The 15,726-nt window shown below is 60.6% G+C and carries 16 protein-coding genes; 2 read left to right on the forward strand and 14 right to left on the reverse strand.

Annotation, left to right across the window (positions count from 1 at the left end):
- Positions 1–3: 3 nt before the first annotated feature.
- Positions 4–825, forward strand: a complete 822-nt coding sequence (locus PFLQ2_RS05920) for a peptidoglycan DD-metalloendopeptidase family protein (protein ID WP_003185112.1) — start codon at positions 4–6, stop codon at positions 823–825.
- Between the two features lie 456 nt (positions 826–1,281).
- Positions 1,282–2,961: a 2-isopropylmalate synthase gene (leuA, locus tag PFLQ2_RS05915; protein ID WP_003185113.1), complete on the forward strand. Its 1,680-nt coding sequence runs from the start codon at positions 1,282–1,284 to the stop codon at positions 2,959–2,961.
- Positions 2,962–3,148: 187 nt separating this feature from the next.
- Here leuA and PFLQ2_RS05910 read toward each other — a convergent pair whose 3' ends face one another.
- The 14 genes from PFLQ2_RS05910 to fdx form a co-directional block, all read right to left on the reverse strand.
- A complete protein-coding gene (locus PFLQ2_RS05910) occupies positions 3,149–3,559 on the reverse strand; it encodes a hypothetical protein (protein ID WP_003185115.1) in 411 nt (136 codons plus the stop codon).
- A gap of 68 nt (positions 3,560–3,627) precedes the next feature.
- On the reverse strand, positions 3,628–4,419 hold the full coding sequence (locus PFLQ2_RS05905; protein WP_003185117.1) for an amidohydrolase: 792 nt from the start codon (positions 4,417–4,419) through the stop codon (positions 3,628–3,630).
- Positions 4,407–5,555 carry a pyridoxal phosphate-dependent aminotransferase gene (locus PFLQ2_RS05900; RefSeq protein ID WP_003185119.1) on the reverse strand — a complete coding sequence of 383 codons (1,149 nt, stop codon included), beginning with the start codon at positions 5,553–5,555 and terminating at the stop codon, positions 4,407–4,409. The genes PFLQ2_RS05905 and PFLQ2_RS05900 overlap by 13 nt, the downstream gene beginning before the upstream one ends.
- 270 nt (positions 5,556–5,825) lie before the next feature.
- Positions 5,826–7,298: a ribosome biogenesis GTPase Der gene (der, locus tag PFLQ2_RS05895; RefSeq protein ID WP_003185121.1), complete on the reverse strand. Its 1,473-nt coding sequence runs from the start codon at positions 7,296–7,298 to the stop codon at positions 5,826–5,828.
- A gap of 133 nt (positions 7,299–7,431) precedes the next feature.
- Positions 7,432–8,583 (reverse strand): outer membrane protein assembly factor BamB, encoded by a 1,152-nt coding sequence (bamB, locus tag PFLQ2_RS05890; protein ID WP_003185123.1) that lies wholly within the window; start codon positions 8,581–8,583, stop codon positions 7,432–7,434.
- Positions 8,576–9,217 (reverse strand): YfgM family protein, encoded by a 642-nt coding sequence (locus PFLQ2_RS05885; RefSeq protein ID WP_003185125.1) that lies wholly within the window; start codon positions 9,215–9,217, stop codon positions 8,576–8,578. The genes bamB and PFLQ2_RS05885 overlap by 8 nt, the downstream gene beginning before the upstream one ends.
- A 40-nt stretch (positions 9,218–9,257) precedes the next feature.
- The gene (gene hisS / locus PFLQ2_RS05880; protein ID WP_003185126.1) at positions 9,258–10,547 is read right to left on the reverse strand and encodes a histidine--tRNA ligase; all 1,290 of its coding nucleotides are present in this window, start codon (positions 10,545–10,547) and stop codon (positions 9,258–9,260) included.
- 22 nt (positions 10,548–10,569) lie between these two features.
- Positions 10,570–11,679 carry a flavodoxin-dependent (E)-4-hydroxy-3-methylbut-2-enyl-diphosphate synthase gene (ispG, locus tag PFLQ2_RS05875; RefSeq protein ID WP_003185136.1) on the reverse strand — a complete coding sequence of 370 codons (1,110 nt, stop codon included), beginning with the start codon at positions 11,677–11,679 and terminating at the stop codon, positions 10,570–10,572.
- Between the two features lie 3 nt (positions 11,680–11,682).
- Positions 11,683–12,708, reverse strand: a complete 1,026-nt coding sequence (locus PFLQ2_RS05870) for a RodZ domain-containing protein (protein ID WP_003185137.1) — start codon at positions 12,706–12,708, stop codon at positions 11,683–11,685.
- On the reverse strand, positions 12,708–13,466 hold the full coding sequence (gene pilW / locus PFLQ2_RS05865; protein ID WP_003185139.1) for a type IV pilus biogenesis/stability protein PilW: 759 nt from the start codon (positions 13,464–13,466) through the stop codon (positions 12,708–12,710). The genes PFLQ2_RS05870 and pilW overlap by 1 nt, the downstream gene beginning before the upstream one ends.
- Before the next feature lie 12 nt (positions 13,467–13,478).
- Positions 13,479–14,627, reverse strand: coding sequence for a 23S rRNA (adenine(2503)-C(2))-methyltransferase RlmN (gene rlmN, locus PFLQ2_RS05860; RefSeq protein ID WP_003185142.1), 1,149 nt, complete (start codon positions 14,625–14,627; stop codon positions 13,479–13,481).
- Positions 14,628–14,655: 28 nt separating this feature from the next.
- On the reverse strand, positions 14,656–15,081 hold the full coding sequence (gene ndk, locus PFLQ2_RS05855; protein ID WP_003185145.1) for a nucleoside-diphosphate kinase: 426 nt from the start codon (positions 15,079–15,081) through the stop codon (positions 14,656–14,658).
- Between the two features lie 88 nt (positions 15,082–15,169).
- Positions 15,170–15,370 (reverse strand): Fe-S cluster assembly protein IscX, encoded by a 201-nt coding sequence (gene iscX / locus PFLQ2_RS05850; protein ID WP_003185147.1) that lies wholly within the window; start codon positions 15,368–15,370, stop codon positions 15,170–15,172.
- A 13-nt stretch (positions 15,371–15,383) separates the two neighbouring features.
- Positions 15,384–15,725, reverse strand: coding sequence for an ISC system 2Fe-2S type ferredoxin (fdx, locus tag PFLQ2_RS05845; protein WP_003185149.1), 342 nt, complete (start codon positions 15,723–15,725; stop codon positions 15,384–15,386).
- Position 15,726 lies beyond the last annotated feature (1 nt).

A 15,726-nucleotide genomic window follows, 5' to 3' on the forward strand; every position in this document is an offset into this window, starting at 1 on the left:
TTCATGCCGCGATTTCTCGCTCCGTTGCTCCTGCTGTGCCTGACCTTCAACGCCCACGCCGACAGTTACATCAGCCGCCTGTTGAACAAACCGGTGCCCGGCGGCGTGGCCGTGGTGGACCTGGGCCGTGCGGCCCAGCCGCCAAAAGCCACCTACCAAGGCAAACCGGTGCTGGTGGTCAAGGAACAGGACAACTGGCTGGCAATCGTCGGCATTCCCCTGACGGTCCAGCCTGGCACCCAGCAAATCAGCAGCGGCGCAACGACCCAGCCATTCGTGGTCGGCTATAAAAAATACCCCGAGCAGCACATCACGCTGAAGGACAAACGCCAGGTCAACCCGAACCCGGCGGACCTCAAGCGCATCGACGCCGAACTGGCCGTGCAACTGAAGGCCTACCGCAGCTTCAGCCCAAACATTCCCAGCAACCTGCTGCTCGACAAACCGGTCAACGGCCCGCTGTCGAGCAAGTTCGGCGTGCGCCGGTTCTTCAACGGCGAAGAGCGCAACCCCCACGCCGGACTGGACTTCGCCGTGCCCGCGGGCACACCGATCAAGACCCCGGCAGCGGGCAAGGTGATCCTGATCGGTAATTATTTTTTCAACGGCAACACCGTGTTCGTCGACCATGGACAAGGCTTTATCAGCATGTTCTGCCACATGTCGAAGATTGACGTGAAGGTCGGCCAGCAACTGGCCCGAGGTACCGTGGTGGGCAAGGTCGGTTCCACGGGCCGGGCGACCGGGCCGCACATGCATTGGAACATCAGCCTGAACGATGCGCGGGTGGATCCGGCGATTTTTATCGGGGCGTTTCAACCCTGAGCTTTTGCGGTGAGGCTACCGGCCTCTTCGCGAGCAAGCCCGCTCCCACAGGTACAGCGTTGATTTTGAAATCGTCCACATTCCCCTGTGGGAGCGGGCTTGCTCGCGAAAGGGCCAGCGGCATCGGAACTCTTCGTCATGGATTGCCGAGTGACAAGCATCGACGCAATAAAACTACAAATACCGCATAGTCACGCGATTAAATCTCGCAAGCTCGCCTAAAAGCAGAACTTCTCTCAATTTTTTCCGACTGCTTGCGATCCTCTTCCCGCGCGGTTAGGGTTGAAGCATGAAAACCTCTCATACCCTCATTCAGCTTCGCCAGCACCGCAGTCTGTGCCTCGTCAGCGCACGACTGCCAGGCTGAATCGCGGCACCTCGTCCAGGCTGTAAGCCACCCCATTCGAACCACCGGCAGGCCGCCTTTTTCCGGCCACGACAATAAGGATTCCCCCGATGAGCATGCTCAAAGACCCGTCTTCGAAATATCGCGCCTTCCCAACCATCAACCTGCCGGATCGCACCTGGCCGTCGAAGACCATCACCGCCGCGCCGATCTGGTGCAGTTCCGACCTGCGTGACGGCAACCAATCGCTGATCGAGCCGATGGACGCGGTGAAGAAGCTCCGTTTCTGGAAAACCCTCGTCGCGGTGGGCGTGAAAGAAATCGAAGCGTCGTTCCCAGCCGCTTCGCAGACTGACTTCGATTTCGTGCGCACCCTCATCGAAGAAGGCCACATCCCGGACGACACCACTATCCAAGTGCTGACCCAGGCCCGTGAAGACCTGATCGCCCGTACGTTCGAATCGCTGCGCGGTGCGAAAAAAGCCATCGTCCACCTTTATAACGCCACCTGCCCTTCGTTCCGCCGCATCGTGTTCAACCAGGACAAGGAAGGCGTGAAGGAAATCGCGGTGAACGCGGCCAAGCTGTTCGTCAAATACGCGGCGCAGCAGCCCGAAACCCAGTGGCAGTTCGAGTACTCGCCGGAAACCTTCAGCGCCACCGAACTGGAATTCGCCAAGGAAGTCTGCGACGCGGTGATTGAAGTCTGGAACCCGACGCCCGAGCGCAAGGTGATCCTCAACCTGCCGGCCACCGTGGAAGTCGCTACCCCGAACATCTATGCCGATCAGATCGAGTGGTTCCACCGCAACATCACCCGTCGTGACAGCGTGCTCATCAGCCTGCACACCCACAACGACCGTGGCACCGGTGTCGCTGCTACCGAACTGGGCCTGATGGCCGGCGCCGACCGCGTCGAAGGCTGCCTGTTCGGCAACGGCGAGCGCACCGGTAACGTCGACTTGGTGACCGTGGCGCTGAACCTCTACACCCAGGGCATCAATCCCGGGCTGGACTTTTCCGACATCGACGGCGTGCGTAAAGTCGTCGAGGAATGCAACCAGATCCCGGTGCACCCGCGGCATCCGTACGTTGGTGACCTGGTCCACACCGCATTCTCCGGTTCGCACCAGGACGCGATTCGCAAGGGCTTCTCCCAGCAGAAATCGGAAGGCCTGTGGGAAGTGCCGTACCTGCCAATCGACCCGGCCGACATCGGTCGCAGCTACGAGGCAGTGATTCGCGTCAACAGCCAGTCCGGCAAGGGTGGCATTGCCTACCTGCTGGAACAGGAATACGGCATCAGCCTGCCGCGTCGCATGCAAATCGAATTCAGCCAGGTGGTGCAGCGCGAAACCGACCGCCTCGGCCTGGAAATGACTGCCCAGCAGATCCATGCCTTGCTGCAGCGCGAGTATCTGCAAGCCAATACCCCGTACGCGCTGGTCAGCCATCGCCTGCAGGAAGAAAACGGCAACAGCGCCGTGGAAGTGGAAGTCGCCAGCAAGGGCCAGGGCGAGACCAACCTGCACTGGCGCGGCAAGGGCAACGGCGCGCTGGAGGCGCTGGTGGCCGGCCTGCCAATTCCGGTGGAGATCATGGATTATAACGAACACGCCATCGGCGCAGGTACCAACGCCAAGGCGGCGGCGTACATCGAACTGCGAGTCAACGGCGAGCGTGCGGTGCACGGCGTGGGCATCGATGAAAACATCACCACGGCGAGCTTCAAGGCGCTGTTCAGCGCGCTGAACCGCTCGCTGAGCCAGCCGGAAGCCAAAGCGGCTTGATCCACGGCTAAAATGCAAAAGGCCTTGGGGTGTGAACCCTGGGGCCTTTTTGTTTGGCTGAATATTTATGCTGCCTGGTCCGGCCTCTTCGCGAGCAAGCTCGCTCCCACAGGGGATTTCTGGTGGACACAGACCCATTGTGGGAGCGAGCTCGCTCGCGATAGCGATCTATCAGGCAGCGCAAACTTCAGGCATGGGTATCGATCGAAACGGTCATGGCCTGCAACAGTGCCCCTCGCAGGGTCATCAACGTCGCCTGGGTACCCATGATCTGATTTTGCAGAGCCATGGCCTGCTGGCTCTTTTGCTCCTCCGCCATCCGGCTGTTTTGAATCCGGGCCAACTGGGCCTGCTGCTGAGCCAATAACTTTTCGGTCTGCTCGATCTGTTTTTTCAGCTCATCGATGGTTTCTTTGTTGCTGCCGCCCGAACTGACACCCGTCGCTTCAGGAAGCTTGTCATCGTCTTTTTCTTCGGTGATACCCAACGATACCGTTGGGCTGGTAGCCGACGCGGGTGTCTCGGCGGCTCCCTTGAGCGAGATATTAGGGGACGATGGCAGGTAAGGGTTTAGGGTGGTTGCACTGATTGTGGTCATATGGACTCCTCCTTGGCTGACTGTTTATCGGCACACCCTAGCCCTTCTTGAGGGCTGAATCGTTTCAATCAGATGAATTCGAAGCTGTCGGCATCCAGGTTCGCCGGAAACCGCGTGCGATACGCCGCCAGGTCCGCCGCACTCAAACACACCGTGAACACACCGTCTGCCTCCCCGGCGCTGAGCAATGTCTCGCCCTGAAAATCCAGTACCTGGCTGTCACCGGTGTAGGCGAAGCCCTTGCCGTCGGTGCCGACGCGGTTCACCGCCGCCACGTAGCACAGGTTTTCGATGGCTCGGGCCGGCAGTAGCCGGTTCCAGTGCAGACGTCGCGCCCCGGGCCAGTTGGCGGTATAGAGCAACAGATCGGTGTCCTCCGCATCGCGGCTCCAGACCGGGAAGCGCAGGTCGTAGCAAATCAGCGGGCGGATTCGCCAGCCCTTGAGCTCGAACAACACCTGGCGCTCGCCTGGTGTGTAATGGTTATGCTCCCCCGCCATGCGAAACAGATGACGCTTGTCGTAATGCAGCACTTCACCGTCTGGCCGCGCCCAAAGCAGGCGATTGCGATGGCTGCCGTCAGCCGCCTGGATGATTACGCTGCCGGTGATTACCGCGTCCAGCTTCGCGGCCTGGGCCTTGAGCCATTGGCGTGTCGGGCCGTTTTCCGGCTCCGCCAGGGTCTGCGATTCCATGGAGAAACCGGTGGTGAACATTTCCGGCAGAACGATCAGGTCGGCCCCGCGTGCCTGCTCCAGCAGCGCTTCGAAATGTTCCAGGTTGGCCCGGCGGTCATGCCAGGCCAGGGTAGTCTGGATCAGGGCGACGTTAAGGTTGGGCAGCATACTCAGATCACGCATAGTTTCTCCGCCGCTTCGCGCAGCGTCTCCTCACGCTTGGCAAAGCACAGGCGCACCAGGCACTGGCCCTGCGGTGGGTTCTGGTAGAAGACCGAGACCGGGATCGTCGCCACACCGTGCTCGCGGGTCATCCAGACCGCCATATCGACATCATTCAAGTCCGGACGGATTTGCGAGTAATCCACCAGTTGGAAATAGGTACCGGCCACCCGTGTGAAGCTGAACCGCGACGGGGCCAGCAGATCACAGAACAGGTCGCGCTTGGCCTGGTAGAAATCCGGCAGCGCCTCGACGTGCTCCGGATGCTCGGCCATGTAGTCGGCCAGGGCGTACTGCAACGGTGTCACACCGCAGAAGCTGACGTACTGGTGCACCTTGCGCAGTTCAGTCGTCAGGGCCGGCGGCGCCACCACGTAGCCGGTTTTCCAGCCGGTGACGTGATAGGTCTTGCCGAACGAACTGACCACGAAAGCCCGTCGATACAGCTCCTCGTGGGCCAGCACGCTGGCATGGGACACGCCGTCAAACACCAAGTGTTCATAGACTTCGTCGCTGATCAGGTAGATGTCCCGGTCGCGAATCAGCGCCGCCAGTTGATCCAGTTCGGCATGGCTGATCAAGGCGCCGCTGGGGTTGTGCGGCGTGTTGAGGATGATCATGCGCGTGCGCGAGCTCAGGGCCTCACCGAGCTTTTGGAAATCGATGGCGAAATCACCCAGGCCCAGTTGCACATGCACGCAGCGCCCGCCGGCCAATTGCACCGCCGGCTCGTAGCTGTCATAGCAAGGGTCAAATACGATCACTTCGTCGCCGCTGTGCACCACCGCCGCGATGGCACAGAAAATCGCCTGGGTCGCGCCGGGCGTCACGGTGACTTCCTGATCGGCATCAACCGTGGCGCCATAGCTACGGCTGATTTTCGCCGCGATCTGCTGACGCAGGGCCGGCAAACCGGTCATCGGCGAATACTGGTTATGGCCCTGGGCGATGTGCCGGCCAACCGCATCGCGCAGAGCCTGCGGGCCATCAAAATCGGGAAATCCCTGGGACAGGTTCAGCGCGCCGGTCTGCGCAGCGAGCTGGGACATCTGGGTGAAGATAGTAATGCCAACATTCGGCAACTTGCTGGTGATCATGCGGGGTTCCCTGCGCTGCACCCGGCTCTGGTGCGGCGCGGGAGAGATCGAGGATAGCCCAATCACCGGGCATGAAAAAGGGTGCCACCAAGGGCACCCTTTTCATGTCGCCGAACGACCGTGGCGAGGGAGCTTGCTCCCGCTGGGCTGCGCAGCAGCCCCTGGGTTGTGCCTGATGCACTGCGGGGGCAGAGACATCTGGGGGGCGCTTCGCACCCCAGCGGGAGCAAGCTCCCTCGCCACACAAGCTTGCGGGCAACAGGTATTGAATCAGCGCTTGTCGCGGCGCTTCTTGTCGGCCTTCTTGTGGTGCGACATCAAGCGGCGCTTCTTGTTGACCTGGCGGTCGGTGAGCGTGTTCTTGTTGCCTTCGTACGGGTTCTCGCCGCCCTTGAATTCAATGCGGATCGGCGTGCCGACCAGCTTCAGGACGCGGCGATAAGTGTTTTCCAAGTAACGAACATACGACTTGGGCACCTTCTCGATCTGGTTACCGTGGATCACGATAATCGGCGGGTTGGCACCGCCCAAGTGGGCATAGCGCAGCTTGATCCGACGGTTGTTGACCATTGGTGGCGCGTGCTCGCCAACGGCGTCTTCCAGGATCTGGGTCAGGCGGTTGGTCGGCCAGCGGGTGACCGCCGACTTGAACGAGTTCTGCACCGACGCGTAGAGGTTGCCCACGCCCGTGCCGTGCAGGGCCGAGATGAAGTGGATGTCGGCGAAGTCGACGAAGAACAGCCGGCGCTGCAATTCGACCTTCACGAAATCCCGCTCGCTCGGCGTCATGCCGTCCCACTTGTTGATCGCGATGACCAATGCACGACCGGCCTCCAGAGCGAAGCCCAGCAGGTTCAGGTCGTGGTCGACCACGCCCTCGCGGGCGTCCATCACGAAGATCACCACGTTGGCGTCTTTGATCGCCTGCAGGGTCTTGACCACGGAGAACTTTTCAACTTCTTCGTGGATCTTTCCGCGCTTACGCACACCGGCGGTGTCGATCAGCGTGTACTTCTCTTCGTTACGCTCGAAAGGAATGTAGATGCTGTCACGGGTGGTGCCGGGCTGGTCGTACACGATGACCCGGTCTTCGCCGAGCATGCGGTTGACCAACGTCGACTTGCCCACGTTCGGGCGGCCGATGATCGCGATCTTGATCCCGTCCTTTTCGCTTGGGCCCGGAATGCGCTTGGCTTCCTCGCCTTCGGCAACGATCTCTTCTTCGCCGTCTTCCGGCTCTTCCGCGTCGTCTTTGGGGAAGCTCTCCAGAGCGATTTCCAGCATCTGGGTGATGCCACGCCCGTGGGCACCGGCGATCGGGATCGCCTGGCCCATGCCCAACGGTGCGAATTCGGCGCGAGCCATGTCCGGGTCGATGTTGTCGACCTTGTTGGCGACCACGTAGGAACGCTTGTTACGCTTGCGCAAATGCTCGGCGATCATCTGGTCGGCGGCGGTAAAACCGGCCTTGGCGTCTACCAGGAACAGCACCACATCGGCTTCTTCGATGGCAAGCAGCGACTGCTCGGCCATTTTTTCGTCCATGCCGTGTTCATCACCGGAGATGCCGCCGGTGTCGACCAGAATATAGGTACGCCCTTGCCACTTGGCCTCACCGTATTGGCGATCACGGGTCAGACCGGACAAGTCGCCGACAATGGCGTCGCGAGTCCTGGTCAGGCGGTTGAACAAGGTGGACTTGCCGACGTTCGGTCGGCCCACCAGGGCGATTACGGGAACCATGCGGCTCTCCACTTCGTTATTTCAGAAAATACAAAAGCCGCTGCGAGGCAGCGGCTGGTGCTCGGGGCAGTCTGTGCAAGCCCTGCAAACCTTGTGAACAAGGCCGCTTGGGGGATTAGCCCCAAGCATAGTCTTACTTGATGGTCAGGGCTTCCAGTTTGCCGCTGTTGCCATATACATAAATCATGTTGCCCGCCACCAGCGGACGAGCCCGCAGGCCGTCGCTGTCGATGCGCTCGCGGCCGACGAAACGGCCGTCCACCTGACTGAGCAGGTGCAGGTAACCTTCCAGGTCACCCACTGCCACGTAGCTGGAAAACACTTCCGGGGCCGACAGTTGACGACGGGCCAGGGAGTCGTTGCTCCACAAAGCAGTAGTGGAGCGCTCGTCGACGCCTTCAACCGTGCCCGAGGACAGGCTCACGTAGACGCTGCCAAAACCCTGGGCGACACCGGCGTAGCTGGACGCATCGCGCTGCCACAGCGGACGACCGCTTTCCAGGTCCAGCGCCGCGACGCGACCCTGGTAGCTGGCGACATACAGTGTACCGCCGGACAGCAACAGGCCGCCGTCGATGTCGACCACACGTTCCAGTTCCGAACGACCTTGTGGGACCGCTACCCGTTGCTCCCAGACCGGTACGCCGTTAGAAATATCCAGGGCGACCACTTTACCGGTCGACAGGCCAGCCACCGCGAGGCGGTTGGTGACGATCGGCGCACTGGTGCCACGCAGGGTCAGTACCGCCGGGGTGCTGTCGTACAACCAGCGCTGATTGCCGGTGGCGGCATCCAGGCCGATCAGGCGGTCGTCCTGGGTCTGGACCACGACCACATCGCCATTGGTGGCTGGCGGTGCGAGGACTTCACTGGTCACGCGGGCGCGCCATTTCTCTTCACCGCTGCTTGCGTCCAGGGCGACGATCTCACCCTTGAGCGTGCCGATCATGACCAGCCCGTAACCCACGCCAACGGCGCCGGAAACAGGCAGTTCGAGATCTTTCTTCCACTTCACGTCGCCATTGCTGCGATCCATCGCCATGACCACGCCCGTGACGTCGCCTGCATAGATGGTGTCGCCATCAATAGCCGGCACCAGCATGTTGTAGGTTTCACCCTGGCCATCGCCAATGGAACGGCTCCACTGCTTCTGCAGCACGACTTCTTCTTTGAAGTCGGTCAGTTCGGCCGGAGGCAGTTCTTTTTTGCTGTTGCTGCTGCAACCCGCGGCCAGAATGGCCAGGGCCAGCAATGCTGCATGTTTCCAACGGATCACGTCACGCATCCCCTTTGGCCAGGTCGTCGAGCTTGATTTGCAGGCCACCGACCGCGGCTTCATCCGACAGCGCAGCCTTCGCTTTCTGGTAGGCCGCATGGGCCTCATCGGCGCGGCCCAGCTGTACCAGCAGGTCGCCCTTGAGTTCTTCGCGGGTCGCCAGGAACGCCTTGTCGGCATCACCGTCGAGCAGCTTCAACGCGTCTTCGGTCTTGTTCTGAGCCGCCAACACCTGTGCCAGGCGCTGACGCGCCACTTCGCCCAAGGTTGGGTTGGCCGGCTTGTCGACGATGCCTTTGAGTTCGGTGGCCGCGTCATCCAGCTTGCCGCTATCCACCGCAACCTTGGCCACGAACAGGCGACCGTATTGCGCATAGGCGGTGCCGCCGAATTCCTTGTCGAGCTTGCCGGCCAGGTCCGCCACACGGGCAGCGTCAGGCTTGCCGTCGGGAGTCAGCGTGGTTTCCAGCAATTGCTGGTAAAGCGCCGAGGCGCCTTGCGACTGGCTGCTCTGGTATTTCTGGTAGGCCTGCCAGCCGAACACGATGACCAGCGCCAACAGGCCGCCAGTGACCAGCGGCTTGCCGTTGCGCGTCCACCAGTCCTTCAAATCCGCCAGCTGTTCATCTTCGGTACTCGACACCCCAATACTCCTTAATCGCTAAATCGGCTGTTCGACAGCTTCAACCCTGCACGACGCAGGTGGCCAGGTGTGCAGCAAGCACATCCCAGGCAATACTTTGTTGTTCGCCCTGGCCACGCAGGGGTTTGAAACCTACCACTTGTTGGGCCAGTTCGTCGTCACCCAGGATCAGTGCGTACAGCGCACCGCTCTTGTCGGCTTTCTTGAACTGGCTCTTGAAGCTTCCACCGCCGGCATTGATTTGCAGGCGCAGGTTGGGCAACTGGTCGCGGATCCGCTCGCTCAATGACAAGGCTGCCAGTTCGGCGGCCTCACCAAAAGCGCACAGGTAGACGTCGACTTGACGGGACAGCTCTTGCGGAACCTTGTCCAAGGCTTCGAGCATCAACACCAGGCGCTCGATGCCCATGGCAAAGCCCACGCCTGGAGTCGGCTTGCCGCCCATCTGCTCCACCAGCCCGTCGTAACGGCCGCCGGCGCACACAGTGCCCTGGGCACCGAGCTTGTCGGTGACCCATTCGAAAACAGTCTTGCTGTAGTAATCCAGGCCACGAACCAACTTGGGGTTGATCACGTAGGGAATGCCGACGGCATCCAGGCGCGCCTTCAACCCTTCGAAATGCGCGCGGGATTCGTCGTCGAGGTAGTCGGCCATTTTCGGGGCGTCGACCAGCACCGCTTGGGTGTCGGCATTCTTGGTGTCGAGCACGCGCAGTGGGTTGGTCTTCAGACGGCGCTGGCTGTCTTCGTCCAGCTTGTCCAGGTGCGCGGAGAGAAACTCCACCAACGCTTCACGGTAGCGCCCACGGGATTCGCTGGTGCCCAGGCTGTTGAGCTCGAGCTTGACCGCATCGCGAAGACCCAGCTCGCCCCACAGGCGCCAGGTCATGACGATCAGCTCGGCATCGATGTCCGGGCCGTCGAGGTTGAACACTTCGAGACCGATCTGGTGGAACTGGCGATAACGGCCTTTCTGCGGGCGTTCGTGACGGAACATCGGGCCGACGTACCAGAGTTTCTGCACCTGGCCGCCGCCTGTGATGCCATGCTCGAGCACTGCACGCACGCAGGCCGCCGTGCCTTCAGGGCGCAGGGTCAGGGAGTCACCGTTGCGGTCGTCGAAGGTGTACATCTCCTTTTCGACGATGTCGGTCACTTCACCAATGGAGCGCTTGAACAGTTCGGTGAATTCGACGATGGGCATGCGGATCTGCCGGTAACCGTAGTTATCCAGCAAACGCGCCACGGTGCCTTCGAAATAGCGCCACAGGGGCGTCTGCTCGGGCAGGATGTCGTTCATGCCACGAATGGCTTGCAGAGACTTGCTCACAAAATTTCCTTAATTCGTTCGATCAGCCGCGCGCGATGACCGCTGCGTCGGCTTCGACCTTTTCGGCCGCTTTCTGGCGGATCAGCCGTTCCAGCTCATCCACCAGATTGTCATTCGTCAGTTTCTGCGACGGCTTGCCGTCGATGTAAATCAGGTTCGGCGTACCGCCAGTCAGGCCAATATGGGCCTCCTTGGCTTCGCCCGGCCCGTTGACCACGCAACCGATCACCGCGACATCCAGCGGCACCAGCAGGTCCTCAAGGCGCCCTTCCAGCTCGTTCATGGTCTTGACCACATCGAAGTTCTGCCGCGAGCAGCTCGGGCAGGCGATGAAGTTGATCCCACGGGAACGCAGGTGCAGGGACTTGAGGATGTCGTAGCCGACTTTCACTTCCTCGACCGGATCAGCCGCCAACGAGATGCGGATGGTATCGCCAATCCCTTCGGCGAGCAGCATACCGAGGCCGACGGCAGATTTCACCGTACCCGAGCGCAACCCACCGGCTTCAGTGATGCCCAAGTGCAACGGCTGAACGATTTCCTTGGCCAACAGACGGTAGGCTTCCACCGCCATGAACACGTCGGAAGCCTTCACGCTGACCTTGAAGTCCTGGAAATTCAGGCGTTCGAGGTGCTCGACGTGGCGCAGGGCCGACTCTACCAGCGCCGCGGGGGTCGGTTCGCCGTATTTCTTTTGCAGGTCTTTTTCCAGGGAACCGGCGTTCACGCCGATACGGATCGGAATGCCCCGGTCACGGGCGGCATCCACCACGGCGCGTACGCGGTCTTCGCGGCCGATGTTGCCCGGGTTGATACGCAGGCAATCTACACCCAGCTCGGCCACGCGCAAGGCAATGCGATAGTCGAAGTGGATGTCGGCCACCAAGGGGACCTTGACCAATTGCTTGATCTTGCCGAACGCCTCGGCAGCGTCCATGTCCGGCACGGAAACCCGCACGATGTCGACACCGGCGGCTTCCAGGCGGTTGATCTGAGCGACCGTGGCGGCCACGTCGTTGGTGTCGCTGTTGGTCATGCTCTGCACAGCGATAGGCGCATCGCCGCCGACAGGCACGTTACCGACCCAGATCTTTCGGGATTCGCGACGCTTGATTGGAGATTCGCCGTGCATGACTTATTGACCCAACTTCAGGCGAGCGGTCTCGCCACTGGTGAACGGAGCGATGTCGACCGGCTGGCCGTTGTAGCTGACCTGCGCGCCCCGGGCGTAACCCAGGCGTACGGCAAATGGCGGCTTGCCATTGATGGTGGTGCTGTCGCCCTTGCGCTTGAGGCCACTGAACAGCACTTTGCCGTTGCCATCGGTGACCTGTGTCCAGCAGTCGGCAACAAACTGAATCTGTACCTGGCCTTCACCCGCGACTGGCGCCGGAGCCGGAGCTGCAGGAGCGGCGGAGGCTGTCGGCGCGACTGGAGCGGCGTGGGTAGCAGGCGCAGCCGGCGCTGGTGTGCTCGGCGCGGCAGGTGCAGCGGCAATCGGTGCTCCGCCTGTGGCCGGGGCAGCTGGCGCGGTCGGCGCGGAAGCAGGAACAGCCGGCTCAGCGCCCCCTTCGGCGTCCGCATCGTCCTGGCCTTGAGGCAGCGCCAGCGCGGTTTCGCCTTCGGCCTGGCCTTCGACTACGGCCTGGTCTTCCGGCTCGTCCAGCGGATGAATCTGGGTAGTGCCGTCCGCGCCTTCGACTTCGACATGCTCAGGGTTCATGGCGACCGGCTCCTTGTTGCGCAAGGAAGCCTGGTCCTGCCACCAGACAAAACCGCCGCCAATCACACCGATCAGCAACAACAGGCTGACGATCCGCAAAATGGTGTGGGAAACCCGCACCGGCTCTTCGATGCGACCCAGGCTGTGCACGCTGCTGCCTTGGGCGTCGGAACCGGTGTACTGGTCGAATTGCTGGACCAGGACGGTCTGGTCCATGCCAAGCAATTTGGCATAGGCGCGGATGTAGCCCCGGGCGAAGGTATGCCCCGGCAGTTTATCGAACGCGCCCGCTTCCAGATTGCTCAGGGAAGTCACGGTGAGATTGAGCTTGAGGGCCACTTCGGCCAGCGACCAACCATTGCTTTCGCGGGCTTGACGCAGGGTCTCACCGGGGTTTACGCGAGTCGCTGCTACAACTTCGGGATGCGCCGCTTTCATCATTGCTCCGACAGGTATTGCTGATATTCCGGCGTACCGGGATAGAGTCTTTTGAGTTGCAGGCCATAACTTGCAGCCTTGTCGCGATCTTCAAACACGTGTGCCAACCGAACACCGAGCAATAGACTACGTGCATTTTGCTCACTCAGCAGGCTAAAACGCTCGTAGTAGTCGCGCGCGGGCACATAATGCCTGTCTTCGTAAGACAACTCAGCCATTTCCAGCAAGGCTCGCGGTTGCTGACGGTTGAGCCGTAGTGCCTTTTCCAACTGCTGGCGCGCCAGGTCACGCTGGCCGAGCTGCGCAGCCGTCATGCCAAGGTTCTCGAAAACCCGCGAACGCTCAGGATAAAGGGTATCGGCGGCAGCCTGCTCGAAACGCTCGTAGGCGTCCTTGTAGCGTTTCTGCTCGAAAAGAAAACTGCCGTAGTTGTTCAGGATCCGTGCATCTTGCGGCCGACCGGACAGCGCCTTGCGAAAGTGCTCGTCGGCCAGCTCGGGTTCCATCTCCGCCTGGAACACCAACGCCAGGGCCGCGTTGGCATCCGGGTCGGAACTGTCCAGCTCCAGGGCTTTCTTGAGCGGGACCTTGGCCCGCTCGGTCATGCCCTGTTGCAGGTAGCCAATGCCCAATTGCACATAGGCCACACGTGCCTCGTCGCGCCCCTTGCTGGTCTTCATCGGGTTGTAGTCACCCGACAGGACACAACCGGAACAAAGGCCGGCCAACAGCAAAACGAGCGCGAAGCGCAGGGACATAGAGTTCCTCTCTTAGTGACTGTTCGCAGCGTTTTGCACCGCATCGTCGGAGGCGTTCAATTCACGCACGGCAATGTAGCGTTCGCTGCGACGGGTGCGATCCAGCACCTGTCCTACCAATTGGCCACATGCGGCATCGATGTCTTCGCCGCGAGTGGTACGCACGGTGACGTTGAAGCCAGCGTGGTGAAGCTGATCCTGGAAGCGACGAATCGCGTTGTTGCTCGGACGCTCGTAGCCGGAATGCGGGAACGGGTTGAACGGGATCAGGTTGATCTTGCATGGGATATTCTTGAGCAGCTCAATCATCTCGACTGCATGCTCGACCTTGTCGTTCACATCCTTGAGCAAGGTGTACTCGATTGTCAGCACACGTTTTTCGCCCAGGGACGACATGTAGCGCTGGCACGACTCGAGCAGCATCTTAAGCGGATACTTCTTGTTGATCGGCACCAATTGGTTACGCAATGCGTCATTGGGTGCGTGCAGCGACAACGCCAGGGAGACGTCGATGTGCTTGGCCAGCTCATCGATCATCGGCACCACGCCCGAGGTGGACAAGGTCACCCGGCGCTTGGAGATGCCGTAGCCCAGGTCATCCATCATCAGGTGCATGGCCGCGATGACGTTGTCAAAGTTCAGCAGCGGCTCACCCATGCCCATCATCACCACGTTGGTGATGGCACGGTCGACGGTCGCCGGGACGCTGCCAAAGGATTTGTTGGCAATCCACACTTGGCCGATCACTTCGGCGGCGGTGAGGTTGCTATTGAAGCCTTGCTTGCCGGTGGAGCAGAAACTGCAATCCAGGGCACAGCCTGCCTGGGACGAAACGCACAAGGTGCCGCGTTTGCCCTGGGGAATGTAGACGGTCTCGACGCAGCTGCCGGACGCCACGCGCACCACCCACTTACGGGTGCCGTCGCTGGAAATGTCCTGGCTGACCACTTCGGGGCCGCGAATCTCGGCAACAGCCTTGAGCTTTTCGCGCAGGGCCTTGCCGACATTCGTCATGGCGTCGAAGTCGTCGACGCCAAAGTGGTGAATCCATTTCATCACCTGACCGGCACGGAAACGCTTCTCCCCGATCGAGTCGAAGAATTTCTCCATTTCCGGCTGGGTCAGCCCCAGCAGATTGGTTTTAACAGTCGATGTAGTCATGGATTCACCTTCGCTCTTAAGCCAATGCTTAGCGAGCGGTTACTTCAGTAGCAGCGAAAAAGTAAGCGATTTCGCGAGCAGCAGCGGCTTCGGAGTCCGAACCGTGAACGGCGTTGGCGTCGATGGACTCGGCGAAGTCAGCACGGATGGTGCCGGCAGCAGCTTCTTTAGGGTTGGTAGCGCCCATCAGCTCACGGTTGCGAGCAATGGCGTTTTCGCCTTCCAGCACCTGAACGACAACCGGACCGGAAGTCATGAAAGCAACCAGTTCACCGAAGAAACCGCGCTCGCTGTGCTCAGCGTAGAAGCCTTCGGCTTCGGCCTTGGACAGTTGCTTCATTTTCGAAGCTACAACGCGCAGGCCAGCGTCTTCGAAGCGGGTAACGATCTTGCCGATCACGTTTTTAGCAACGGCGTCAGGCTTGATGATGGAGAAAGTACGTTGAACAGCCATGGTGTAACTCCAGAAACGGTAATTTGCGAAAAATTAAACCCGCGAATTATACGCGGGTTCAGGGGTATTGCCTAACCTGCCAGGTCGATCAGTCGATTTCGGCGATCCAGAGCGTCTGGACCGCTTCCAAGACCTTCTCGCCACAACGGCCGGAGGCATTGTCGAAATCGGGTAGCTCCATGATCCAGCGCTGCAAATCGACAAAATTCACAGTCAGCGGATTCACGTCCGGCTTCGCTTCGGCCAATTCTTCAGCGATGCGCTGTACATCATTCCAACCATAGCTCATGACAGTGTCACCATCAGTGCGGCGCTTCGGCCGCATGGTTAAGCGAATATTTCGGGATTTCGACGACGAGGTCTTCGGTGCCGACCTTGGCCTGGCAGGTCAGGCGCGATGTCGGCTCCAGGCCCCACGCCTTATCAAGATAGTCTTCTTCCAGCTCGTCGGCTTCGTTCAAAGAGTCGAAACCTTCGCGGATAACGCAGTGGCACGTGGTGCAGGCACAGACGCCGCCACAGGCGCTCTCGATCTCGATGTGATTATCGTGGGCCACTTCGAGAATGGACTTGCCGGTTTCGGCCTCTACCACCATACCGTCCGGGCAGTGCTCGGCGTGTGGCAGAAAAATGATCTGCGGCATC

The sequence above is a fragment of the Pseudomonas fluorescens Q2-87 genome (assembly GCF_000281895.1).
Lineage (GTDB): Bacteria > Pseudomonadota > Gammaproteobacteria > Pseudomonadales > Pseudomonadaceae > Aquipseudomonas > Aquipseudomonas fluorescens_S.